Here is a 23,661-nt window from a genome sequence, read left to right as displayed (position 1 = left end):
TTTAACTTGCTTGAAGCCAATTTAAATAGTTCTTTATAATTAATTTTTTAGAAAAGTTTTTTGAAATAGTTTCAGATAACTTCTCTCCAAAAGACAGACGAAGTTCTACATTTTCAATACACTCGATTAGCGACTCATAAAAAAGTTCTCCATTCATGCTTGGAACAAGCATCCCATTAATTCTATGTTTTACAATGGAATGATTTTCTCCTACATCTGTTACCACAACTGCCATTCTATTCTGCCCATATTCCAAAAGGGTAACAGGTAATCCTTCTGATTTAGATGTCAAAATTGCGATATCAGCTTGATTCAAAATATTTGAAACATCATCCCTTGATCCGTATAGAAATACATTACCATGTAATTCATATTCATCAATTTTCTCCTTAATCTCTCTTGAATAATGATCTTCAAAATCTTTTCCCACTAGATGAAAACTCCAATCAGAATGAGATTGTTTTAGTTTTTTCGCGACTTTCAATAGCAAAAAGTGATTCTTTTGAGGCCTTAAATTAGCCAAAGATATAATTCTTTTCCCTTCAATACCGTTTAAGATTGTGTGAACCTCTACATTTACTTCTTCTGAGGGAAAATTTGAAAAATAAACTACATTTTTAGCCTTTAATCTAGTTTCTGACCAATTTTTGAGATTTTGATTAACAGCAATTATACCGTTGAAGAAAAAAGCACTAAGCTTTAAAATAAAATGAGGCCGATCAGCCAAAAATTCATTATTGCCATAGTGGTCATGCCAAATAATTTTTAGAGATGGTAATGTCAATTTCAAAAGAAAAGCTAAAAAAAAAGAAGTGCTATGGGCGTGAAGATGGCTAACCCTATTTTTTTTTACGTAAGAACGTAATTTACAAAAAGCTTTTCTATCCAACTGCTTTTTTTTGTTCAAAAATAAATACGAAACAGATTGATTAATTTGTTTTTGCAACGGGCCCTCTTTGCGTGTGGCAATAAGTCCAGAAAATTCAATTTCCTCTGCTAATGCATTCGCATAACTTACCGCCATACGCTCTGCTCCCCCAGCATCGAGGGAATCGATAATTTGGAGAATTCTCATTAATTTAAAATCCAATTTTTTAAGTCAATCCAAGTCCCTTTTAATGGACCAACAATATTAAAACTCTTTGATTGACTCTTTAGTCGATTACCATCATAAACATAATAGTAGCTATTATCATCTAATTTTTGAATATCAAACTGATGCATACCTGCGCTAAATTCTTTAATTTCTTTATGCGATTTTAAAAAATAAGGGGAAATTCTTTTTGTTGTATAGCTTCCGCCTTTAAAAGAAAAACGATATAAAGATAAACCAAACCCGTATCCATTAGTACAGTTTTGCACCGGTAAAATTAAACCTTTCTTATCTGCAAAAAAACGGCCTCCAGGTCTTGCTTCAGTTCCCATTAAAGCTATAGGTCGTTTATGTAACTTCCATTTACCAAAGAGAGAATCAGCTTGGTAAACAAACATATTTAATTTATCATCCGATGCTACCATAATATTTAAAGAATCAGACAAATAAATTGTAGGATCCTTTAACCTTACATTACTCAGTAATGTGTCACATACTTTCCACTTAAATGGAAAATTTTGCGCTTTATACAACAAAACTGCGTTAGCTTGCTTACTTTCAGGAATCATATAAAAATTGTTTTTATACTTAAAAACCTGTGGGTAAGATAAATGAAATTTTTGAGTTAATACAGTTCCTCTATATTGATAATTTTTCCCATCTGTCGAAGTCAATAAACCTACATCAGCATTTATTTTTGTCTTCTGATGTTCAAAAAACAAATAAAAAGTATCTTTTTCTTTTAAAAAGAAAGGATCTGCAAGAAACGATGTACTGTCATTTTCTGCTTTTAACTTTTCAATCGAATAAATTTTATTTTTTTTTACATCTATATTTTGAGGATAAATCTTGTCTTGACCATATCCTATCGACCAACCTCCACTATCATTTTGAAAGAAGGGTGTTCTATAATTTATAATCAAAATTGTTAAAATACCTAAAAACAAGAGTATGTAAACTAATCTCTTCATACATTATTGGTTTATTATCTTTTTTATTTCTGATTCAAAAACATTTAAAGTATATTTTCTCGACCAGTTTGATGCTTTTTCTCTCATTAAATGAAAATCCTCTGTGTTATTCAAAATATCCTCCAACTGCTGAATATCTCTTTCTATTTTTTTTTCTAATAAAAGACCTCTTTCGCCATATTCAAGCATAAATGGGACACAAGAAATAGAAGTTGCAATTGGGACACATCCCCAAAACATTCCTTCGGCTAGTGCTTTTGGCCAGCCTTCACTTTTAGAAGGCAGAATAACAAAATAACTATATTGAAAAGCTTTGGTAATAGTTTTCCTGTCTTGATTCCCTTTTAATATAACATAATTTTGTAACCGATTTGTAATGATATAATCTTCTAGAACTTTACGCTCTGGACCTTCTCCATATAAGTCCAAAGATACATTATATCCTTTTTTAAGCAGACCTTCAACTAACTGAATTGCATATAATGGATCTTTACCAAAGGATAATGTTCCAACAAAAACAAAATTAATGGTATCTTTGAAATCCATTTTTTTTAAAGGTACTTTTTCACTCTCAAAATAAGATGCAGTAAAGAAAGGTTTTATATTCTTGCTCATTTCTTCCCACTCTCCATAAACTAAAACTTGCATATTTCGAGTTAAGAAAGTATTATTCAAAATCCATTTTTGTAAACGATATGTAAATGGCTGGATACTTTTAGGATCCCAATTACCTGCATATTTAGCTGTTTTTCTTTTTTTAGGAAAAACAATTTGAACTAAACATCCGATTAAACCAACGTTTCCTGGACAACGCAAATGAATATGATCCGATCGTTTCATTGCCCAGAAAATTTTCCAAAAAATTACAGGAAATGCCAGTATTGATTTTACAATATTGTGTAAATTGGTAATATTAAAATTAGGAATCTGTTTAAAATCAATATCTTCAAAATCGTAGAAATCGTCAATTTCAGATACAACTTTGTTAGATGCTAATGGCGCAACAATAAATAATTTATCGACGTATTTTAACCAAATATTCATTTCCTTCACATATGGTGAATATCCAAAATACCTGCCCTCTTTTTTAATATGCACAACATGAGTAATAATGGCGAATTTAATTGGCTTCAATCTTCGTTTTTTTTTACAGTCGTTAGGATTCTCTATTTTCTAATTATCAGAAGTTGGCAAAGCAGGTTTAGCAAAGATCAAACTGAAATAGCCTACCATTCTTCCAATTGCTTCTGTCAATGGAACTTTCTTATTTTTCTCAGTCAAGACATTAACAAACCGAATTAAAGCCAATACAATAGTAATAGCATTCCATTTAAAGCGATCAATGAATTTTGGATTTGGATTTTTAATTCTCCAAACATACCAGCCATTTTTAACTACCATTTTCCCATACTTGTATCGATTTGGTCTCCCTGATGGGTCATGATAATGGTACAACTTGATATTTGTATTAATCACATTTTTGCCAAATTGTAAAACTCTTAAACTAAAATCAGCATCTTCATACAAACCATATCCTTCAAAAAATTTTGAGAATTTAATTTTATCAAATATGTGCTTTTTAAAAGACATAGACATTCCAATCAGCAAATCCACTTCATAAGTTTTACCTGTCAAAGGAAAGCCACAAGTTCTTCCATGCGAATAAAGCGGCATTCTGCCTGGTCCTAAGTTCGAGGCTAAACCAAGAAAATTTCTTGCAACGTTTCTTAAACCTTCTTTATAAAAATATCCTTCAAACAAATAAAACTTCTTTTTATTGTAATTTCTGTTCTTCTCTTGAGGCTTCCATTTATTTTCATTAATTGCAATTCCTCCAACACCAACAACATCAGCATTATTTTTAAATGAATTACAAATTTCTTTAAAATATGAAGGTGTTAATACAGTATCATCATCCAAAAAACAAACAATTTCAGATTCTGGATCTATTTTTAAAATTCCGAAATTCCGCTGTTTAGTTAAACCTCTGTCTTGATCTAATACTTTGAAATATTTTAAATTATCATATTCATATTGCTGCAAAAGTAATCTAGTCTCATCATTAATAGATCCGTCAATAATTAAAATTTCATTTGGATAATTTTCTTGGGTTTTAACCGACTCAAGCAGTCTCTGCAAAGGCTTAGCCCTCATATAAGTGCAGATTATTAACGAAATTCTCATTTTTTGCTGTTTAATTTGTTCGCCCAATATAAACTGCTATCCCATTGAATGCTGTAATTGTTATAATATCTAATAGGATTTTTAATTTTTTGAACACGGTAGAATTTAAAAAACAGAGTCGTTTTATAACCTTTTAATTGTTGTTTGGTTACATTTAAAAGATTATACAACATCACTGTCGGAGATGGTTTTGGCTGAATTAAATCATTGGTCCAAGCTAAAATATGTTTTTCTCTAAAACCTCCAATTGGCGCTTTTAGATGGGTTATTTCTGGTTTGGGAGAAAATATAACATCAGAACCTTGGTTTCTAAGTTGGACTCCATAATCACTATCTTCACCATAACCAAATTCAAAACTTGTGTTATAAGATACAGATTCTATATTTTTTGATTTTACAATACTACAACCAGAGCCAAAATTACTCGATTGAATTCTAAATTTGATTTTTTTATTTTCAGAGTAATCAGGTGCATAACATCCAAATGTTATTTGTTCTGCTCCATCTTTTTTTATCACTTTAAAAGCATCTTCTAAAAAATTCTTTTCAATTCGGATATCATCATCCGCCATAAATACCCATTCACTTTCTATTTTTTCAAGAGCTAAATTTCTCGCATTACACGCTCCTGTTTTATGCGTAAAAATATGCTGTATGTAAAATGGCCAGTTATCACTTTCAATAAAATCAAGCTCTGAAACAGAACCAACAGAAGGGTTTTGCTCTACTACTATTACATTTTTTGGCAAATACGTTTGCAACGCTAAATCTTTTAAGAAATCGTACAAGTATTTTTTACGCCCAATTGTCGGAATTATGACATCTAGAGTCCCCTCTACTATTATTTTTTTTTGCGACTGGTTTTCTATAACTTGCAGTAAGTCATCTTTTAAATATCGTTTACGGTAGAATAGCGAGAAAAAGAGAGGCAAAAAAGCAAAATTTCTTTCATAAAGGAATAAATTGATAAATAACAAAAATATCCAACTTACTTTATAATGTTGCTTAATAAATCGAAATAAAAGAAAATTATCATCTTTGAATTTTGGAAATATTACATCCGTTTTTTCAAGTAAACTAGGTTCAGAGTAACAATACAACCCTAATGGCATAGCCAATTTTGCTATTGAATGTAAAAAATAATCAAAGTTTGAATCTTTAAAAATTTCATTATTTAAAGTATTTAAAACCTCTGCGTGAATTCCGCCAACATGGCTACTCATCATCCAAGTTGGATAACTAACTCCTTTTTTAATATTTAAAAATAGAGATAGATCTGAATATCCAATCGCTTCTGAAAAAAAAGAATTTGACGACAAATTATAAGATGCCATTATTTTTTTATGGTGAAAAATTTCGGCAAGTTTGGTACAATTTAAATTTGATTTTAAATCTAAATGACACCAAATAATAAGGCATTCAGGATATTGCTCAGCAATCTGAAATAAATTGTCTGCTATACTTTTTTGGGAAAATAGAATACTATTTCCATCAAAGTCAACTTCAACAACTTTATTGTTTTGATGATAAACTATTACTGGCATTAAATTGATTTTGAGTTTATTACTTTTAAATAAAATGCTATATTTTCTTTTGCAAGTTTGTTAATATCAAACTTATTCTCAACTCTTTGTCTGGCATTTTTTCCAATTTCCAAACTAAAATCATTACTTTTAAAAATATTACGAATTCTATCAGCATATTCATCATGATTTGAAGGATAAACCAGATAGCCACTTTCTCCATCAATAATCAACTCTTGAGCCCAACCTATATTACTATTCACGACAGCTTTTTGCATCGCCATAGCTTCTGTTGTTACCATTCCGAAAGTTTCTGCATAGGTTGGAAAAACACAGACATTAGCTTTCTTTATATAATTTTGGATTTCACTATATGGAATCTTACCTAGATAATTTACATTTTTCAAATCATCTACGTCAAATAACGTTTTCATTAACTCCCAAGTCGATTTGGATTTGGTTTTCAAATCTGATGTATCGCCTCCTATTAAAATCAATTTGGCATCCGAAAAATCATTACGGACTTTATTAAAAATTCCTGGCAGTTCTAAAACTCCTTTTTTTCTAATTAAAGTTCCTATGTAAAGAATTGTATTTTTTGCGAACTTTTCTGGAGAATTATTTTCAAATTTTTCAAGATCTAGACCATTATGAATTGTTAAGATTTCTTTTTTCTTTATCTTAAAAAGTTTTTTTGAAACTTTTCCTGCGAATGATGTTGGCGCAATAAATGCATCTGCTTGATTTATTGCTAGTTTTTCAAACCAGAAATTTTTTAGTTTTTGTTTTCTGTTTTCTAAATGACAAAAATAAGCATCACTCCCATGAAATCTAATTATTAAAGGGATTTTAAAATGCATGAAAGCCGTAATTCCTGTCCAGTCTGGCGCTTCAATTATTGTAATATTCTCTTGCCGTATTATTTGATTACAATATTTTTCAATGTGTTTTCGATGTAAATACCATCCCAAAAATTTATAACTTTTCTTTTTTATACGATGAATTATAATTCCATTATCATGTATTATTTCTTGTACAGGCTGATCATAAATAAAAATTGTTATCGCATTTCCATGCTCATACAAAGAGGTTGCCAGGTTTTTAATACTCGAGCCTATTCCTGCAGATTGCAAAATATCACGATGAGAGTATTCTGGGGTTAGAAACGCAATATGCATAATTACTTATTAAAAAAATCTTTAATAATTCTAGCCGTAAATAATCTCGCGCCATCGTTTGTCATATGCCCGCAAGAAGAAAAGTATTTATTTTCAATAACTGTATTTTCATAATTATGAATTTCTGGATATGCCTTTTTTACTTTATCAAAATAATTCATTCCCACAACATTCTCACACATTGGCGTCATAACAGCAATAAAATTGATGTTATTCTTTTTGCATATGTCTTTAATTTCTTCGTAATATTTATTGTGTGGCAGTGGATTTAAATTGACAATGTTATTTTTCATATTGCCATTTTTATGTTTTTTCAAAGGATAAAATCCCAAGTTATCCAATGCATTTGTTTTTTCTCCTGCAATTATTTTATCAACTTCTCGAAAACCTATTTTCGAATCAAACTTTATGTATCTATAAAAAGGAATGTAATACAACTCCTTAAAATTTTCTTCAGTAGAAAAATGGTCTTTTACAACTTTTGAACAATGAATATACGGCAAAAACTTAGCTGCAACTCCTTCGGATTCTTGATCGTTTGAAAGATTCAAATCTGCCTCAAGGATTACATTTTTGATTTCGTATTTTCTTTCAATCATTAATTTTAATAGCAGTGAAGCTTCAAACAAATGGCCGCCACTCATTCCGTAATTAAACGTTTTTAAGCCTTTATCCTCAAACATTTGCGATACAAAATGATTGTTAGCTCTAGAAGAACCTAAAATAACTACGTCATACTTTTTTGCTGTAGAATTAAAAACTGTCTCGATTTTTCCACGGTTTCTAGACTGCATAAAAGCGTAAGTATACGAACCATCTAGAATAACTGCTATCAAAACTGTTAAAAGAAAAATCCCTAAGATGTATAATAAAAACTTCTTCATTAAAATTGGAAATAAATAAATTCTTTGTAATCTGAATAAGTCCCAAAAGCAATAATAGCCATAATAGCCAGTGCCATTTTTAGCATGCTTCTTTTTCCTGAAATTGGTTCAACTTTGGTTTTATTATTCCATTCAACCAATACAAATAAGCCAATCATCAATAACAGTTCATAATTATATCTTTCGTTATCTAAATACTGCGAATTAAATTCTCCGCTGGTAAATATTCTTTTTAAATATAAAAGAGCATCGGTGATTGTACGCGCTCTGAAAAATACCCAAGCTACGCAAGTCAATAAGAACGTTGTTAAAATACTAAATAGCACCCTAACAGAATCCCAATTCCATTTTAAAATAATAGAATCCATGTTATTTCTATTACTATTGGACAATAATAAAGGAAGAAAATAAACGGCATTTATAAATCCCCAAACAATGTAGGTCCAATTGGCACCATGCCAAAAACCACTTACAATAAAAATGATGAAAGTATTTCTAATTTTCATCATTAGTCCTCCTTTACTTCCTCCTAACGGAATGTATAAATAATCTCTAAACCAAGATGACAACGAGATATGCCAGCGACGCCAAAACTCTGCTATGTCCCTCGAAAAATAAGGATAGTTGAAGTTTCTCAACAAATCTAGACCAAATAATTTGGAAACCCCAAGCGCAATATCTGAATATCCCGAAAAATCTCCATAAATCTGAAATGCGAAATAAACTGCTCCTAAAATCAATGAAAGAGAGTTCATTGAATGATAATGGTCAAAAATTGCATTTGCATAAACGGCACAAGTATCTGCAATCACTACTTTTTTTACCAATCCCCAAACGATTTGATAGACTCCTTCTTTTGCTTTTTCAATATTAAATTCACGTTTTTCTTTTAACTCCGGCAATAAATGTGTTGCCCTTTCAATTGGTCCAGCAACTAAAAGTGGAAAGTAGCTCACAAATAAGGAATAATCTATAAAATTGTATTCTGCTTTAATTCTTTTATAATAAATATCAATCACATAAGATAAGCCATGAAAAGTGTAAAATGAAATTCCAACAGGAAGAATAACATTCAATAACATTGGACTTACCTTAAAGCCAAAAGAAGAAAACATTTCTGCAAATGAAGTTGCAAAGAAATTATAGTATTTAAAAATCCCTAAAAATCCTAGATTCACTAAAATGCTAAGCCAGAACCAGAATTTTCGTCTTTTATCTGAATTACTTTTTTCAATTTGTATTCCAGTGAAATAATCTAAAAATGTAGAAAAAACCAATAAAAATAGAAATCGCCAATCCCAGCAAGAATAAAAATAATAACTGGCAACAATTAACAAAGCATTTTGCGTGCTTTTAGTTTTATTGAAGACAAACCAATACAAGAAAAAAACGATTGGTAGAAATACGGCAAAAGCCAAAGAGTTAAAAAACATTAGATTAATTTAATTTTATAATAGAATAGACCTAATTTGCAAGAATGGTTTGAATTGTCTTGCATATTCTTTTCGAAGAATCTTCTGGCGGATGTTGATTAATAATTTCAAACCAATTTTTCGCGTTTTCAACTGTTTCAAAAGATTCCTGCAATCCTAACTTAATTTTATCTTCTATTTCCTTTGCATTGTTCAACCAAATAACGGTCTTTTTATTTGGCATCGAACGAAAATGAACAAAATTGTAAATCTTACTAACAGACCAATTCTTATCTATCTTATTTGTCACATCATAATTAAGATATACACATGGTTTTTTAAAAGACGCATAATCAAAAATCATTGAAGAGCCTAGATTAACCACTAACTCTGTATGTGCAATTGTATTCATTTGCAAATGAACATCTTCCTGAGTTGGCAATATTGTATTCCATTCTTCTTTAATCTTTTCCCAAAGAGGATTAATCGCTTTAATAACATCTTTATAATTGTCAATCACTTTGTCAAAACGACCCGAAAAATCGACAGGACAACGACGGAAAATAATTCCCAGTGAATCTCCTTTTTTATTCAACTCTCTTACCGCAATGGCAACATCCTCCAAATATTTCGGATCATCTGGACATGTAGTCACATCGTCACCTGAATAACAGATGTATTTTTTATTTATATCTAAGCCATACTGTTCAAAAAATACTTCTTTCGAAAGTATTTTACTTTTATCAAAATGGGATTCAAATTGTGGAGTTCCAGTAACAAAAACCTGTGCTTCTTTAATATTTGGATAATAAAAAAGTAATTCTTTTTTCATAAAATCACTCCATACAAAATAATAATCAGTTTCTATTACCATAGTAGCCTTAGGTAAATTATCCCAAGAAAAAATAAATGTTGCTGTTGGAATCCCTAAATCCTGAGCTGCTAAAATTGGGGCAATTGCTAGAACAGGACGCTGATTAGTACAGAAAACAAACTCGGGTTTTTCTTTTTCGAGTGTTTCAATACAATCTTGATAGTAGGCAGTTTTTCTTTCTGCCTTATTCATCTTTTTTCGAATTTTGAGCAATCCATTATCTGAAAAATAAAAAAGGCTCAAAGTTTGAACCAATAGGCTTTTTGCCGTCTTTTTAATAGTAGAATAAGAAAAAGGAAAACGATAGGAATTATACACATTATCTTTCGTTTTCTTAATATTTAATTTTATTTCCGTTTGAATCTTTACATTTTTATAGATGTCTGTCCAAGGATTTATTTTGGCATTTTTCATTGGAATTTCACTAAATCCCAAATCCGCTACAGGAAAGGGAGTATTATTCCAGAAAACCACATCAAGTCCTTGCTCACTTGCATGATTATAAAAACCAGAATAGGCGAAATTACGTAAGCCAATTCCATCTGGCAATAATATAAATATTTTATTCTTAGACATTATATTCTTAAAAATTTATTTTATTAACTCTTTTTAATAATTTTTGATTGATGCAAATTGTCAATTCACCTTTGTTGAAATAAGAAAAGTCATAATCATCAAGAATTTTATAGATCGCTTCTCTACAATCAAAAAAATCATGAATTTCAATTACAAGACATTTTGTTAATTTTAAAAAATCTAGGTTTGATTTTGATGGATCAAAAATTTCTTTTTCTGAACCTTCAATATCAATTTTCAATATATCAATATAATTAAACTTATAATCATGAATTAGTTGATTAATTGAAAATGCCTGAACGCAATTTAAATCATCGGTTTCCTCAACTCTGAAAGACCAATCTAACCTATCGCCAAAATCATTTACGATTTTTAAGTTTGTATTTGAACTCCAAATTGCTCCATTAATTTTATTAATAGAATTTCCATTTGCATTCAACAGATTAAATTCTAACACTTTAAAATTCTCCATTTCAGGTTCAATACAAATCATATTTGCTTTCTTGAAATGGTCTATAAAAAACAATGCTGTCAAACCTATATTACTTCCTGCATCAATAATATTTATAACATACTCTTTATCATTGCTGAAATTTTCTTGGTAAGCTTCAATTACAGGGAGGTATTCTTTAGAAACATAAATCATTCTAAAAACATCGAAATCACTTGATTTTGGTTTTTTTCTAGTTTTTATACATTTATAATAACTATGCGTAAATTTTGACACATATTCATTTTTTGTTTCTTTATGAAAATAACCGTCTGAATTTATCAAATTATTGTAGTAGAAATAGACATTCCTTTCATTTTGTGTCGGCTTTATTTTTAAAGCGGTTTTAATCAAATAAAGTAATACAATACTTTTATTCTTAAAATTCAATCTTTTTAAATTGGAAATCTTGTTGGTTTTAATCATTACTTTTTATTCCCTTTCTAATTTCTAAATTAGTTCTCAAAACCTTAACTGCGTATCCAATGGTTTTAAAATAATTGATTGTATTAAAAAAAATAATTTTTTTTAAAAATGATCCAAATATACGAGCTAGTGAAGGAGCTTTTTTATTTGTCAATCGAGATGAAGCGATTGTCTCAATTCTATATTTTTTTAAACTTGCATTGGTATCTCTATTAATAAAGTAAAAAAAGGTTTCGTTTAAATCTATAATATCATATCCTTTCTCCATTACTCTAACTGACCATTCTTTATCTTCTACTGCTAATAGAGTTTCATCAAATTTATTTTCTTTCCATATTTCTTTATTAATAATGCAGCAGCTTGCTAGCAAACCACAATTGATAGGATTCTGAATTTTAAAATTATTTTGAATGGCTCTATTGTAATTTTCAATACTATTAATATATCTAACTCCTGCAATATTATCAGATTTGCCCAATGCTAACAATGTATTCTTAAAGAAATTATTACCAATAGGAATTGAGTGAGAACTTAATAATAAAATATACTTGCAAGCGGCTTTTTCAACACCAAAATTTATTGCTCGCCCATAACTAAAATTATCGATGGTTATTATTTTGCAATTATATTTTTTTGCAACTTCAATACTGTTATCTGTAGAATTATTATCAACAATTATTATTTCTTCAAAGTCATTTGAATACAATTTGGTTAAGATTGACAACGTATTTTCAAGGGCTCGACCCTCGTTTTTATTTCTAATAACTATTGATATCATATTACAATTTTAATTACTTATTGGAACAGACAATTCCATTTGGCACAAACTTATACATTGCCAAATATGAAAACTGGATTGAATATTACCACTAAAGTAAAAATCAAATTCTTTTTCTAATTCAGCTTTTACGAACCACTCCGAAAAACAGGAATTTTCGATAGTCTTTAAACATCCATTAACCCATTCTTTTAGATCGTCTGCCAACCACTCACGCTGTGGGGTCTGTAAAGGTCTTTTAGGTGCAAAAGCTACATCGTTGCTAAGAAATTCTGAAGCAATTTCTCTTAAAATATATTTAGAAACCCCATCTTTAATTTTAAACTCCAAAGGCAAAGAAAAAGCAAATTCAACCAATCGATGATCTAGAAAAGGTTCTCGCAGTTCAGTAGAATACATCATTGAAACACGATCGTTAAATCGTAATGCTCGAGGAATTTTAGTATAAAATAAATCTCGATATTGCTTATTTAAAATCTCATCATCGAAAATCTTAGGGTATAAAGGTTTTTCAGCTTTAGACAAAAAAGAATCTGAAAGCATTTTTATTTTATATGGCGAATTCTCAACTCCTTGAATTGTAGCATCATTTTTTTGAGTATAATAATCATATCCAGCCCATTGTTCATCCATTCCTTGTCCATCCAAAAGAACTAAAACGCCATCTTTTCTAGCTTTTTCGAAAATTTTAGCATAGGCTAAGGTTGGAATCCCTCCAAATGGTTCGTCTTGTTGCAAAGCCATTTTTTTTGTAAAAGCAGGAATTTCATTTGCCTGAAGCAATACTTCTGCTAATGGATTATTAGTAATTGCAATCATTTTTTCAACCCAGGATAATTCATCATAATCAGAATTATTTGTGTAAAAAGTATAGGCATTAATTCTGGAATTATTCTCTTGAAGATTAACCAAAGCTAATAAAACAGAACTGTCCAATCCGCCACTCACATTAAAACCAACCGAAACATCTGACCTAAAACGTAAATTAATACTATCCTTTAAAAGGGATATGTAATATTCCTTAGCTTCTTTTAAAGTTATTTTTTTTTGCTGTTTAGCAACTTCTTCTTCAAAAAAGTACCATTTTTTTATAGTTATATTCTGGTTTTCATATTTCAAAAAATGACCTCCTGGTAGTTGTATGATATCCTCCCAAAAAGTTTCATTTGGCATTCCGTAAGAGCCAAAAGCAAAATAAGAAGCCCAAACTTTTTCATTAGGTTTTTTGGGAATTTCAGCAGCATGCAGTGCTTTTATTTCTGAAGAAAAAAATAAAGAATTATTCAATACACTATAATAAAAAGGTTTCACTCCAAATCGATCTCGTGCAGCAAAAAGCTTCTTTTCTTGATTATCCCAAATAGCAAAGGCAAACATCCCGTTGAATTTTTCCAAACAAGATTCTCCGTAAATAATAAATGCTGCTAACAAGACCTCAGTATCAGACTCTGTCTTAAATTTATACTGATTTTTTAGAGTCTCTCTAATTTCAATATAGTTATAAATTTCTCCATTAAATACCAAAACATATCGTCCTGAATTATCTATGAATGGCTGATTGGATTGTGAAGATAAATCAATAATTGCCAAACGGTTATGCCCTAAGGTTGCAAAGCAATCGTCATTATATTTTTTCGTAGTATCTGGACCGCGATGATGCTGACTTATAAGCATTGCATCTAGTTGATGCTCTTTATAATCTCCTACAATCCCTGCAATCCCACACATTCTTATTTTTTTAATTAATTATATAATATCCTACTTTTAGATCTGATCTAAAAATTTTTGCACAATGAATTCTTCTGTCATTTCCATAGATTCTTTAGATGCTCCGGCAACGTGAGGAGTAATAATCACATTAAAATCTTGATTTGCCAGAAGCACTAATGGATTTGATGAAATAGATTTTAAATTTAATTCATTCTTCAAAACGTCTGTCGCAACACCACTAATGATGCCTTTTTCAATTAAAAAAGCGACTTCTTCCTCATCCCAAATGCCACCTCTCGAAGTATTAATAAGTACCGAATTACTTTTCAAATATGAAAGCAATTCTTTATTAACAAAATTTTTATTTGTCTCAGTGTAAGGAATATGTATACTAATTATGTCTGCCCAAGCAAACAATTCTTGCGAAGTTTTGAATTTATTAAACTGACTTTCAATATCTTTTACATCAAAAAAACCAACCTCCATATCAAAGGTTTTTGCAAAATTTGCTACTTGCATCCCTACTCTGCCTAAACCTAAAATACCGATTTTTTTACATTTAAGATTCGTATTAATGTATAAATTCCTATTCCATTCGCCCTTTTTTACGTGATCAAATGAACTTGGGATTTTTTTTAGCAATGCTAACAATAATGCCCATGTATGCTCTGCAGTAGAAGGAATACTTTTAAGAAAATCTACTTCGTTTCTAAGTGAAATAACTTTCCCGCCAATGCTTTCAAAATAAGTTACATCTATATGGTCTAGACCAGTTGTAGCTGTTAAAATGAATTTTAAATTGGGTGCTTTTTCAATAATTTCTTTATCAATTACAAATCCTAATCTGACAAAAATTATATCTATATCAGCAATTTCTATCTTCAACTCATCTCGACTCTCTATTCTTCCCTGTTTTACCTGAAAAAAATCGTTCAAAGTCGTCAAAGCATTTTCACTAAAATTATTAGATTCAGTTATTAATAACTTCTTTTTGCCAATCGTCATATAAAAGTGTTGCTAATTTAAAATCTCTCATTGTATCAATGTTCACCAACCAGTCGGGGTTCATTATATAGGCCATTTTTTTTTGGACCATAAACGTTTTTTGGTCCAAAAAAGCTTTAACTCTTACAGCATAAAAACATCCATTTCTATAATATACAGGTTTTATGTCCTGTCTTCTTGAAGTCTCACCACTATGATCTAACGGAATCAATTTATTATCATCCATTAAATTATACATTCTTGCCGGATTAATATCGTTCATTGGCACGACACTAATCACGCCATCAATTTCGGTTTTCTCAGCTAATAGATTGATAATATTATTTAGGTCATGATATGTACGCAATGGCGATGTTGGTTGCAATAGAATAACAATATCAAAATCTTCCTGACATTGTTCAATGACAAGCTCAACAGTATCAACAACATTGCTCTTATCATCTGCCAAATAATCTGGTCTTTTTAAAACGTCTATATTGTATCGATTGGCTACCGCAGCAATATCATCATCATCCGTTGATACAACAATTTTAGATACCAAATTAGACTCTAAAGCACATTCTATTGCATGCGATATTAAAGGCTTTCCTCCCAAATCTTTAATATTCTTACCTGGTACTCCTTTGGAACCACCACGGGCAGGAACTATAGCCAGTACTTTCATATTAATAAACAATTGTTTTATGAAATTGTAAAGGCAGTTCTGTCAACAATTTAGCTATTTTTACTCCCGCTTTTCCATCACCATAGATAGAAGATGAATCAACTTTTCCTTTTTTCATCATTTTATTAATTGCCAAACCAATTTCTTCTTCTGAATAATCTGTATCTATGCTATTTCCTCCTCGGTCTCTTCTATTCTGGCGGGAACCAATGTTAACAACTGGAACACCCAGAAAAGCACATTCACGTATACCTACACTTGAATTCCCAATTAAACAATCGCTATGTTTCAACAATTGCAGAAAATCTTTGCCTTCCATGTTCTTGAAAAAATGAACATTTGGTAATAAATGTTGCTCTCTAAAAGCACGTATCCCTGTAGAAGTTCCATCTGCTCCAGCATCTACATTTGGCCAAAACCAAAGTGTTGGCTTATTTAATTTATAGATTGCTTCAAGTGTAACTTCGATATGTTTTCTTGAGTCTTGATATTCTGTTGTAACCGGATGCTGCATTACAACCAGATAACCTTTAGATAAATCTGGTTTTGTTCCTACACCTCCATATTTTTGATAAGGGTCAAAAGGAAGTTTTTCAGTCTCTAATATTTCTAATGCCAAATCGATAGAAGGACATCCTGTATTGAAAACCATTTTAGAATCTTCTCCTAGTTTTATTACTCTTTCTTTTGCATTTTCTGAAGCAACAAAATGGTAATCTGCCAACTTTGTAATTGCATGACGAACCTTTTCATCAATATTACCAGTTACTTCTCCACCTTGAATATGCGCCAAAGGAATATTCATATATGAAGCGGCAATAGCGGTTGCCATTGTCTCGAACCTATCTGCAACAGTTACCACAATATCTGGTTTCAAATTATCAAAAACAGTAGATAATTCAAGAATACCAATTCCAGTAGTTTTTGCAGCTGCAGTTAGATTTTCTCCTTCTAATACGTTAAAAACCTTTGCTGCAATATGAAAACCATCTTTTTCAATATAATTTACAGCTGAACCATAACGATCCAATAAAGCAGAAGCAGCAATAATTAATTGCAATTCTAAATCTTGATGTTCCTGAATGGCTGATAATACCGTCTTTACTCGACTATATGAAGGACGAGCTGTTATTACTACAGCTATTTTTCTTTTTGGCATTTTAATTATATTAAACTTGGGCTAAAAGTAGTCAAAAAAAAACATGCTGAAAAAAGATTAATTTTAACTTTCTTTTTAAACTGTCGAAACTAGATTTATATCAAATCTGTCTCATTTAAAAAATCCCACTTTTTCAAATCTTTGTTTAAAGTCTTTCCAATAATCTCATGAAATCGAAACGCATCAATTCCAAAACCTTTTGGTTTTTTAGATTCTAAGTCATCGAAAGTCAGAACATGATTTTTTGATAAATCTTTATTAATTGCCAACGATTTTTCAAAAATTTGCTTTAGTGAAGAAAACGCTTCATTATTATTTTTATCTACGGGGCTGGATAATGAAGTTTTAATATTTCTAACCGCTTTTACAAGCTCTTTGGTTTCTAAAATGGTCAATGAAGATTTTGAATCTGGCCCAAACATTTGTCTATCAAATACCACATGAAATTCTAAAATATCAGCACCTAAAGCTGTTGCTGCTATGCAAGTTTCGATCTTTGCAGAATGATCAGAAAACCCTACTTTAACATTATAACGATCTTTTAATTCTTGAATAACGTTTAAACCATACTGCTCTGGCTGTGTCGGGTAAGCTGTTGTACATTGCAAAATAGAGAATTCAACATTTCTTTCTTTTAAAAATTCAACTGTTTTATTTAATTCCTCGTAAGAACTCATTCCTGATGACAAAATCACTGGCTTTCCAGTTCGAGCTATTTTTTCTAAAATTAAAAAATTATTAACTTCTCCAGAACCTATTTTATATTGTTCTACTCCTAATTCTTCTAGCCAATCAACTGCCAAATTGCTAAACGGAGAGCAAATAAATCTTAAACCTACCTCATCGCAATGCTTTTTTATAGCTTTCCATTGCTCTAAAGAAAATCCCATTCGTTTCCAATAATCAAATCTTGTTTTGTCCTCCAATGAAAATTTTACACGAAAAGGTTCATGTATACTGCTTTCGGCTTCGGCAATATGCATTTGAAACTTCACAGCATCGACACCAGTTTGGGCTAGAGCATCAATATATGAATACAAAACCCCAAGACTACCATCATGTGCCTGACCAATTTCGGCAATAATAAATGGCAAATTTGATTCATTTTTTTTATCAGCTGTTTTCAAAAAAGTGTCCATAAAGTTAATTAAGTTTTTTCTTTGCTTTTCAATCATTCTATTCATTTCATCGCTCTCGTTTTTCATCAAATATAAATGTTTGTCATGATCCGTTTCATTACATTCTAAAATGATTTTATATCATTACATAACTTTTCTATAAATTAGATTTCTCAACGAATTTTCTACGTTACAATAATCCAGAACTTCAGGGATATTTCTACTTTTAAATCTATCTTACGCCAAAATTTAGTTATTTTATAGCATCAATCTGATTACAAAATTGGCATTTTTAATGCGGCTTTATGAGCTTTCAGTAAAATTCTAATGTTTGATAATTCTCCTGCAGAAAAAAGACGTTTAATAGCCTGAATAAACTTTACAAAAAATTGTTGTTTGACTACAGTTTTGGAAAAATGTTTTTTTAAAAAATAAAAATATAATGTCTCTTTTTCTAATTTCGTATTTAACAATGTCCATTTATCTCTTTGCCCTCCAACTGAAGCTGACAAATGTTCAACTAAAATTTTAGGCTGAAAATAAATATTTGCCCCCGCTTGCAGTAAGCGCATTCCATAATCCCAATCATCCCCCCAAATTGTAAAATTTTCATCAAATAAAAAACCTGCTTCCTTAAAAACTTCTCTTTTTACAACATTTAAACCTGAACAGACTTGAAGTCTAAATCGAGGCTTTGAAAAATTACTAGGTTTAGAGATTGTATCTAAAATTGTATGATATTTAAATTCTGTAGTTTCCATTCCCTCAAATTGAATTCCAGGTATTAGAACATCAATAATATTAGGTTGTAATGTTTCAACAATTTGCTCAAATGCAACACTTGAGATTCTTAAATCATCATCTAGAAAAAATAACCATTCCTCTTCTTCATAAAACTTTAAAGCCTGATTTCTGGAATGATTTACTGAATTTTCTCGTGCGTTCTTTACAAAAGTAAATTTATAATTCAGCGGTAATTTATTTACATCTGCCTCGATATCCTGTTGACTTTGATCTACAATGACAACTTGAGAAATATGTTTTTCGAATGCATTTAAGTCAATAAGTAAATTAGACAAATAGGATAGTCTGTCTCTTGTTGGAATAACTAAAAAAAAGTTTTTCATTTATTTAGTAATTTGGCATATATCGCATAAATGCCATTAAAAATCTTAAGTTTTCGCAAGATCAAAATTATACGATATTTTATTAAAAGCAACTGAAAGTTTATCGCAGACCAAAATCCGATTTGTTCAAAATAATAGCTTGTTATTTTTTGATATGCATTAAAAGACGGAATGTTTAAAAAAGCAACTTCGAGTTTTTTTAAAATTATTTTCTTTTGAAGTTTTGTAAAAAGTAAAGTATGATCCTTGAACAAAATTTCGCAAAATTCGAAAGTTGCCCAGTTCTTTTGATTTTTTGAACTAGAGTCGCCAGTGATACTTAAATTTGAAACTCGGACTAATACTTGAGCTTCATTGATTGAATAAATAAAATTTGGAATAGAGAATTCTAAAACCGCCAAATCATCTGAATGCCAAGCCAATGGCAATTCCTTAAATTTTATATTTTCTATTCTATTTCTTTTAAAAACATATTCACTTAACGAGCTCCTTGTTCTTTTTGAAAATTTTCTAGTCAAAAAGTCCTGTCCAGATTCTAAAACTGGATGCTTATATTTTTGGGAAATAGTCTCTTCTTTTTCATTTATAACTGTCGTTGCAAAACGAACTACATTTATTTCGTTCTTGTTTATATCTTCTAAATTTCTATAAAAAGAGGCTACCACATTTTCATTAAGAACATCGTCATCTCCGAGAATCATGATCCATTCTTCGTTTTCTACTAAATTTAAACATCTCTCCCATTGTTTTACCAATGAAATCCCACCTAAATTCTGCTCAAAATGATGATATTTAAAACTAAAGTCGTTTTTATATTTTTCTAATAATAAGACTGGATTTTCTGGACTTGAATCATTTCCTATGTAAACCTTAAATCTTTTATCAATTTGTTTTTTTAAGGATTCTAAAGTCTTATCAAAAAACTCAAGTTTATAATACGGTATTACTATAGCTATCACTTTTTAAACTTTTTAAGTATCCAATTTGCAAATGAAAGCAAATGTAAATTGATTAGAATTTTTCTAGCCTTATTTCCTAATCTATATGACCCAGAATTTTTATATTTCTTTACTTCAATTCCTCTTTCTCTTGACTGCTGATAATATTTCTCAATTAAAAAAATTAAAAATTTCTCAAAATCATTTTCTGTCAATAATGCTTTTAGAATTGGAAAAGAATAAAAGAAATTACTTTTCATATGTATAAAATCTTTGGTCATATTTTTTTCGTGATATCTGTAATATGCCAAAGGGAGATCTAAAAAAACAACTTCTGGATTATTTTTGAAAATTTTCAACCACATAATCCAATCTTCTTTTGCTCCCAGTTCTGCTGAAAATTTGAAATCTTTAAAAATACTTTTATGAAAAAAACCGCAATGAATTGGTATATTAAAATCAAAATCCCAATCGTAAAGAACTTTTTTAAAAGTAAATTTTGACAAAGAAAGTTTGCAAAAAGGAACCTCAATATTTTGTAAATTACTACGAAACATCATAAAATTGGAAATAACCATTTTATTATTCAATTCTTGATCGGTAGTTATTATTTCCAATGATTTTGCAAGTTTATTTTCATGTAATAAATCATCAGAATCCAAAAATTGAATAAACTCTCCTGAAATTTTACTTAAAGCATAGTTCCGAGCAAAACTCACGCCTTTATGTTCTAAACAATAAAGCGAGAATCGAGAATCTTTCTTTACAAATTCTTTAACTACGTTTACTGTCTGATCTAAGGAACCATCATCGACTATAATACATTCCCAGTTCGAATGAGTTTGTTGAATTAAACTATTTAAAGTTTCACCAATTAAATCTGCACGGTTATATGTAGGAACTATTATCGAAACTAAATTATTTGACATTAAAATGAATTGATTAGTACAGTGTGTTAATTTAAATTTCCTTTTTTTTGATGCAAAATGTATTACTCGATTTAGATAAATCAAAATATTTCTTGTGACGCCAATTTACATACATCATCATGTTTACAATGTCTCTACGAGAAAACTTAATTTATAATTTGTACAATTCTCGATAACCTTTAAAATAAATTATTATATATATTAATTACTTTAGCCTGATTAAAAGTATAATCTAGCTGTTCTTTAGCAATAATTGCATTTAACTTCTCTGCTTTTTGGATTCGCGCTATATTACTCAGGGATCTTTCTAAATGACTTTTAATCTCTTGTACATTTTCTGGATTTTGAATTAAAAACCCATTAACTCCATCTTCAATAATTTCTTCAGTTACACCGCTAGGGTTAGATTGTATAGGGAATGCCCCCATTACTAAGGCTTCAAGAAGTGCATTTGGCATCCCATCAGAAATACTATTTCTAATATATACTATTGCTTTCCCCATTAGATGCATCACTTCTTCATGAGAAAGCCCATGTCTTTCAAAAAATTTAAAATTAAGCTGGTTGTTTTTAATATAATCAATAACTTTTTTGTGGGCTCCAAAAACTATTACTTCATAGTTTTGAGTAATATGTTCGATCGAATGCAATGCCTTAATACAATATAAACCTCGACCAAAACCCTGCTCATATCCTTTAACAAGTATTATTTTTCTTTCTGCTATTGGCTGTTTATAAAGGCATAACTCTTCCAATTTATATCCAGTACCTCCAGGTATTAATCCTGTATATTTACCCTTAAATCCCAACTGCTTTGCCAAAACATAATCTCTCTCACAATCAGTATGTAAAAAATCAATACGATTTAAAACCTGTTTTATTTTTTTTAAATGATGAGGAAATTTTTGGTAATAATGTATATCATTTCCCCAACATTAATTTATCCATTTTATATTAGGATATTTTTTCATCGTTTTTAAGATAGGCTAAGAACAGCTTTGCAATTCAAAACTGTGAATAACTTCAGGACAAATTTCTTTTATTATCTCATCCAAGGCCTCATTTGCAGTTACTCTCAAAAATGGGCTTATTTTTTCATAAACAAAAGGCATTTTTTACTTAAAAAATATTCGCCTCTTACATGAGCAACTTTTCTTTACCCCCAATTGGTAAATTGATAAACGGAACCCAAAGTATCTAGCTTTCCTCGTTCCAAAACATCGAACCAATATAAATCGTAAGATGTATCTTTTAAATTTTCTATCCATCGAATAGTGTAAATGCAAGGCATTGAAATGAAGAGAATTTTCATTATATGGACCGGTGTTTTATAATTAATTCGACGTTTAGATATCAAAGTTATTTTTTGAATTTTAATCTACGGATGCCAGATCTGCATATCGTTTTAAATCTTCTAATGATTTGACAACAATCTCATCTCATTGCATTTTCAGTCTAAATTTATCTTATTAAATTTCCTAACATCGAAAATTCTATTTTAATGAGTATAGATTAAGAATCAGCATAAATACAATTGAACAAAAGCAAATTAACGGTTATTCTTTTCTATCTATCAATAGGTATTGAAAGGCATCATTTATAATGTATACTTTAAATTTCTAATTACTTTGATTTTTTATATAGTTGTAAATGCTCTTTCAAAAAACAGTAATTGATCATATTAAAATAATTATAAAAAGGATAAATTAAAAGAAAGAACCTAAAAAAAGATAAAATGAAATTTGCTAATTGGATTAATAAGAAATATTTCCTCAAAAAAAATAGCTTCTAAAATGGAATATATAGCTGACATTTATCTTAATCTTCTTTTTAAAGCTTTAAATGGAATTAATATAAAATGTCCTAGCTTATATGAGTTACTGTTTTTAACCTTAGCCACTACACCTATTTCCTGTATCTTTTCTCCATTAAAAAAAGATCTTTTATATTCTATAAAATTTGTATCAGAAGCTATTATAATAAGATATAAAGGATTGATAAATTCGTTTTTAATTGTTAAGAAATTCCCAGAAAATATTCTCATATCATCTTGATCAGTTTCATCTTGAATAATAGACATTCCTCCGCAGTATACTTGAGTTAGCACTTGCATTTTATCAAAATACGTCATTATCAATTTCTTAAAGTCTTCTTTATACAACTCCTTTACATGGAATTCATTTTTAAAATTTCTACCATCTGAATAATGTAATTTGTCAGGAGTCGAAATAATCAATAATCCATCCTTTCTTAAAACTCTTTTTACCTCAACCATCATTTCCTGATGTTTATCATGGTGTTCCAAGGTTTCAAAGCTTACAACCACATCAATGCTATTGCTCTCAAGAGGTATCTTATCTGCTCTACCAATTCTAAATTCTAAATTTTCTTTTTGATATTTTGATTTTGCCTTATCAATTGTATCAACATCTATATCAACTCCATAAACAAATGAAGCATTTTTAGCCATTAAATTACTTCCATAGCCTTCTCCACAAGCTATATCTAAAACCACTTTACCTGTTATGTAATCACTTACAATAGCATACCTATGCAAATGCTCGATTGAGTCTCTTGTTTGTATAAAAGTTTCTAATCTTTCTCCTGTCCACTTTTTCATTT

Annotated in this window: 22 protein-coding genes; all 22 read right to left on the bottom strand. The window is 29.8% G+C overall.

Annotated elements, in window-relative coordinates; genetic code table 11:
- Position 1: 1 nt before the first annotated feature.
- A complete protein-coding gene (locus tag AAYQ05_RS18700) occupies positions 2–1,090 on the bottom strand; it encodes a glycosyltransferase (protein ID WP_343544868.1) in 1,089 nt (362 codons plus the stop codon).
- On the bottom strand, positions 1,075–2,064 hold the full coding sequence (locus tag AAYQ05_RS18695) for a glucosamine inositolphosphorylceramide transferase family protein (RefSeq protein WP_343544867.1): 990 nt from the start codon (positions 2,062–2,064) through the stop codon (positions 1,075–1,077). Before AAYQ05_RS18695 ends, AAYQ05_RS18700 begins: the two co-directional genes overlap by 16 nt.
- 3 nt (positions 2,065–2,067) lie before the next feature.
- A complete protein-coding gene (locus tag AAYQ05_RS18690) occupies positions 2,068–3,198 on the bottom strand; it encodes a glycosyltransferase family 4 protein (protein ID WP_343544866.1) in 1,131 nt (376 codons plus the stop codon).
- 39 nt (positions 3,199–3,237) lie between these two features.
- Entirely contained in the window at positions 3,238–4,248 is a 1,011-nt protein-coding gene (locus AAYQ05_RS18685; RefSeq protein ID WP_343544865.1) for a glycosyltransferase family 2 protein, read from the bottom strand.
- Positions 4,245–5,792, bottom strand: coding sequence for a glycosyltransferase family 2 protein (locus AAYQ05_RS18680; RefSeq protein WP_343544864.1), 1,548 nt, complete (start codon positions 5,790–5,792; stop codon positions 4,245–4,247). Before AAYQ05_RS18680 ends, AAYQ05_RS18685 begins: the two co-directional genes overlap by 4 nt.
- Complete coding sequence (locus AAYQ05_RS18675; protein WP_343544863.1) at positions 5,792–6,949, bottom strand: glycosyltransferase family 4 protein; 1,158 nt, start codon at positions 6,947–6,949, stop codon at positions 5,792–5,794. Before AAYQ05_RS18675 ends, AAYQ05_RS18680 begins: the two co-directional genes overlap by 1 nt.
- Positions 6,950–6,951: 2 nt before the next feature.
- A complete protein-coding gene (locus tag AAYQ05_RS18670; RefSeq protein WP_343544862.1) occupies positions 6,952–7,833 on the bottom strand; it encodes a hypothetical protein in 882 nt (293 codons plus the stop codon).
- Positions 7,833–9,266, bottom strand: a complete 1,434-nt coding sequence (locus AAYQ05_RS18665) for an MBOAT family O-acyltransferase (protein ID WP_343544861.1) — start codon at positions 9,264–9,266, stop codon at positions 7,833–7,835. Before AAYQ05_RS18665 ends, AAYQ05_RS18670 begins: the two co-directional genes overlap by 1 nt.
- A 31-nt stretch (positions 9,267–9,297) precedes the next feature.
- Positions 9,298–10,695: a UDP-glycosyltransferase gene (locus AAYQ05_RS18660; protein WP_343544860.1), complete on the bottom strand. Its 1,398-nt coding sequence runs from the start codon at positions 10,693–10,695 to the stop codon at positions 9,298–9,300.
- 7 nt (positions 10,696–10,702) lie between these two features.
- Entirely contained in the window at positions 10,703–11,611 is a 909-nt protein-coding gene (locus AAYQ05_RS18655) for an FkbM family methyltransferase (protein ID WP_343544859.1), read from the bottom strand.
- Entirely contained in the window at positions 11,604–12,389 is a 786-nt protein-coding gene (locus tag AAYQ05_RS18650) for a glycosyltransferase family 2 protein (RefSeq protein ID WP_343544858.1), read from the bottom strand. The genes AAYQ05_RS18655 and AAYQ05_RS18650 overlap by 8 nt, the downstream gene beginning before the upstream one ends.
- 9 nt (positions 12,390–12,398) lie before the next feature.
- On the bottom strand, positions 12,399–14,117 hold the full coding sequence (gene asnB / locus AAYQ05_RS18645) for an asparagine synthase (glutamine-hydrolyzing) (protein ID WP_343544857.1): 1,719 nt from the start codon (positions 14,115–14,117) through the stop codon (positions 12,399–12,401).
- Between the two features lie 36 nt (positions 14,118–14,153).
- A complete protein-coding gene (locus AAYQ05_RS18640; RefSeq protein WP_343544856.1) occupies positions 14,154–15,104 on the bottom strand; it encodes an NAD(P)-dependent oxidoreductase in 951 nt (316 codons plus the stop codon).
- Positions 15,070–15,768, bottom strand: coding sequence for an acylneuraminate cytidylyltransferase family protein (locus AAYQ05_RS18635; RefSeq protein WP_343544855.1), 699 nt, complete (start codon positions 15,766–15,768; stop codon positions 15,070–15,072). The genes AAYQ05_RS18640 and AAYQ05_RS18635 overlap by 35 nt, the downstream gene beginning before the upstream one ends.
- Before the next feature lies 1 nt (position 15,769).
- Positions 15,770–16,927 (bottom strand): UDP-N-acetylglucosamine 2-epimerase, encoded by a 1,158-nt coding sequence (gene neuC / locus AAYQ05_RS18630; protein ID WP_343544854.1) that lies wholly within the window; start codon positions 16,925–16,927, stop codon positions 15,770–15,772.
- Positions 16,928–17,022: 95 nt separating this feature from the next.
- Positions 17,023–18,066: an N-acetylneuraminate synthase family protein gene (locus AAYQ05_RS18625; protein ID WP_343544894.1), complete on the bottom strand. Its 1,044-nt coding sequence runs from the start codon at positions 18,064–18,066 to the stop codon at positions 17,023–17,025.
- A gap of 254 nt (positions 18,067–18,320) precedes the next feature.
- Positions 18,321–19,172, bottom strand: coding sequence for a glycosyltransferase family 2 protein (locus tag AAYQ05_RS18620; RefSeq protein WP_343544853.1), 852 nt, complete (start codon positions 19,170–19,172; stop codon positions 18,321–18,323).
- The gene (locus AAYQ05_RS18615) at positions 19,169–20,131 is read right to left on the bottom strand and encodes a glycosyltransferase family 2 protein (protein ID WP_343544852.1); all 963 of its coding nucleotides are present in this window, start codon (positions 20,129–20,131) and stop codon (positions 19,169–19,171) included. Before AAYQ05_RS18615 ends, AAYQ05_RS18620 begins: the two co-directional genes overlap by 4 nt.
- Entirely contained in the window at positions 20,128–21,039 is a 912-nt protein-coding gene (locus tag AAYQ05_RS18610; protein WP_343544851.1) for a glycosyltransferase family 2 protein, read from the bottom strand. Before AAYQ05_RS18610 ends, AAYQ05_RS18615 begins: the two co-directional genes overlap by 4 nt.
- A gap of 179 nt (positions 21,040–21,218) precedes the next feature.
- Positions 21,219–21,860, bottom strand: a complete 642-nt coding sequence (locus AAYQ05_RS18605) for a glycosyltransferase (RefSeq protein WP_343544850.1) — start codon at positions 21,858–21,860, stop codon at positions 21,219–21,221.
- Between the two features lie 335 nt (positions 21,861–22,195).
- Positions 22,196–22,351 carry a hypothetical protein gene (locus tag AAYQ05_RS18600; RefSeq protein WP_343544849.1) on the bottom strand — a complete coding sequence of 52 codons (156 nt, stop codon included), beginning with the start codon at positions 22,349–22,351 and terminating at the stop codon, positions 22,196–22,198.
- Positions 22,352–22,852: 501 nt separating this feature from the next.
- Positions 22,853–23,659: a class I SAM-dependent methyltransferase gene (locus AAYQ05_RS18595; protein WP_343544848.1), complete on the bottom strand. Its 807-nt coding sequence runs from the start codon at positions 23,657–23,659 to the stop codon at positions 22,853–22,855.
- Positions 23,660–23,661 lie beyond the last annotated feature (2 nt).

The organism is Flavobacterium movens, assembly GCF_039581425.1.
In the GTDB taxonomy this organism is placed as follows: Bacteria; Bacteroidota; Bacteroidia; order Flavobacteriales; family Flavobacteriaceae; genus Flavobacterium; species Flavobacterium luteolum.
The sequence above is the reverse complement of the archived record's forward strand: the minus strand, read 5'-3'. Positions and strand labels throughout refer to the sequence as shown.

What these genes read in the sequence shown, in the direction of transcription:
- AAYQ05_RS18695 (WP_343544867.1), bottom strand. Translation starts at nt 2,064, where the DNA reads ATGAAGAGATTAGTTTACATACTCTTGTTTTTAGGTATTTTAACAATT.
- AAYQ05_RS18685 (WP_343544865.1), bottom strand. Translation starts at nt 4,248, where the DNA reads ATGAGAATTTCGTTAATAATCTGCACTTATATGAGGGCTAAGCCTTTG.
- AAYQ05_RS18680 (WP_343544864.1), bottom strand. Translation starts at nt 5,792, where the DNA reads ATGCCAGTAATAGTTTATCATCAAAACAATAAAGTTGTTGAAGTTGAC.
- AAYQ05_RS18675 (WP_343544863.1), bottom strand. Translation starts at nt 6,949, where the DNA reads ATGCATATTGCGTTTCTAACCCCAGAATACTCTCATCGTGATATTTTG.
- AAYQ05_RS18670 (WP_343544862.1), bottom strand. Translation starts at nt 7,833, where the DNA reads ATGAAGAAGTTTTTATTATACATCTTAGGGATTTTTCTTTTAACAGTT.
- AAYQ05_RS18665 (WP_343544861.1), bottom strand. Translation starts at nt 9,266, where the DNA reads ATGTTTTTTAACTCTTTGGCTTTTGCCGTATTTCTACCAATCGTTTTT.
- AAYQ05_RS18660 (WP_343544860.1), bottom strand. Translation starts at nt 10,695, where the DNA reads ATGTCTAAGAATAAAATATTTATATTATTGCCAGATGGAATTGGCTTA.
- AAYQ05_RS18655 (WP_343544859.1), bottom strand. Translation starts at nt 11,611, where the DNA reads ATGATTAAAACCAACAAGATTTCCAATTTAAAAAGATTGAATTTTAAG.
- AAYQ05_RS18650 (WP_343544858.1), bottom strand. Translation starts at nt 12,389, where the DNA reads ATGATATCAATAGTTATTAGAAATAAAAACGAGGGTCGAGCCCTTGAA.
- asnB (WP_343544857.1), bottom strand. Translation starts at nt 14,117, where the DNA reads ATGTGTGGGATTGCAGGGATTGTAGGAGATTATAAAGAGCATCAACTA.
- AAYQ05_RS18640 (WP_343544856.1), bottom strand. Translation starts at nt 15,104, where the DNA reads ATGACGATTGGCAAAAAGAAGTTATTAATAACTGAATCTAATAATTTT.
- AAYQ05_RS18635 (WP_343544855.1), bottom strand. Translation starts at nt 15,768, where the DNA reads ATGAAAGTACTGGCTATAGTTCCTGCCCGTGGTGGTTCCAAAGGAGTA.
- neuC (WP_343544854.1), bottom strand. Translation starts at nt 16,927, where the DNA reads ATGCCAAAAAGAAAAATAGCTGTAGTAATAACAGCTCGTCCTTCATAT.
- AAYQ05_RS18625 (WP_343544894.1), bottom strand. Translation starts at nt 18,066, where the DNA reads ATGGACACTTTTTTGAAAACAGCTGATAAAAAAAATGAATCAAATTTG.
- AAYQ05_RS18620 (WP_343544853.1), bottom strand. Translation starts at nt 19,172, where the DNA reads ATGAAAAACTTTTTTTTAGTTATTCCAACAAGAGACAGACTATCCTAT.
- AAYQ05_RS18610 (WP_343544851.1), bottom strand. Translation starts at nt 21,039, where the DNA reads ATGTCAAATAATTTAGTTTCGATAATAGTTCCTACATATAACCGTGCA.
- AAYQ05_RS18600 (WP_343544849.1), bottom strand. Translation starts at nt 22,351, where the DNA reads ATGAAAATTCTCTTCATTTCAATGCCTTGCATTTACACTATTCGATGG.
- AAYQ05_RS18595 (WP_343544848.1), bottom strand. Translation starts at nt 23,659, where the DNA reads ATGAAAAAGTGGACAGGAGAAAGATTAGAAACTTTTATACAAACAAGA.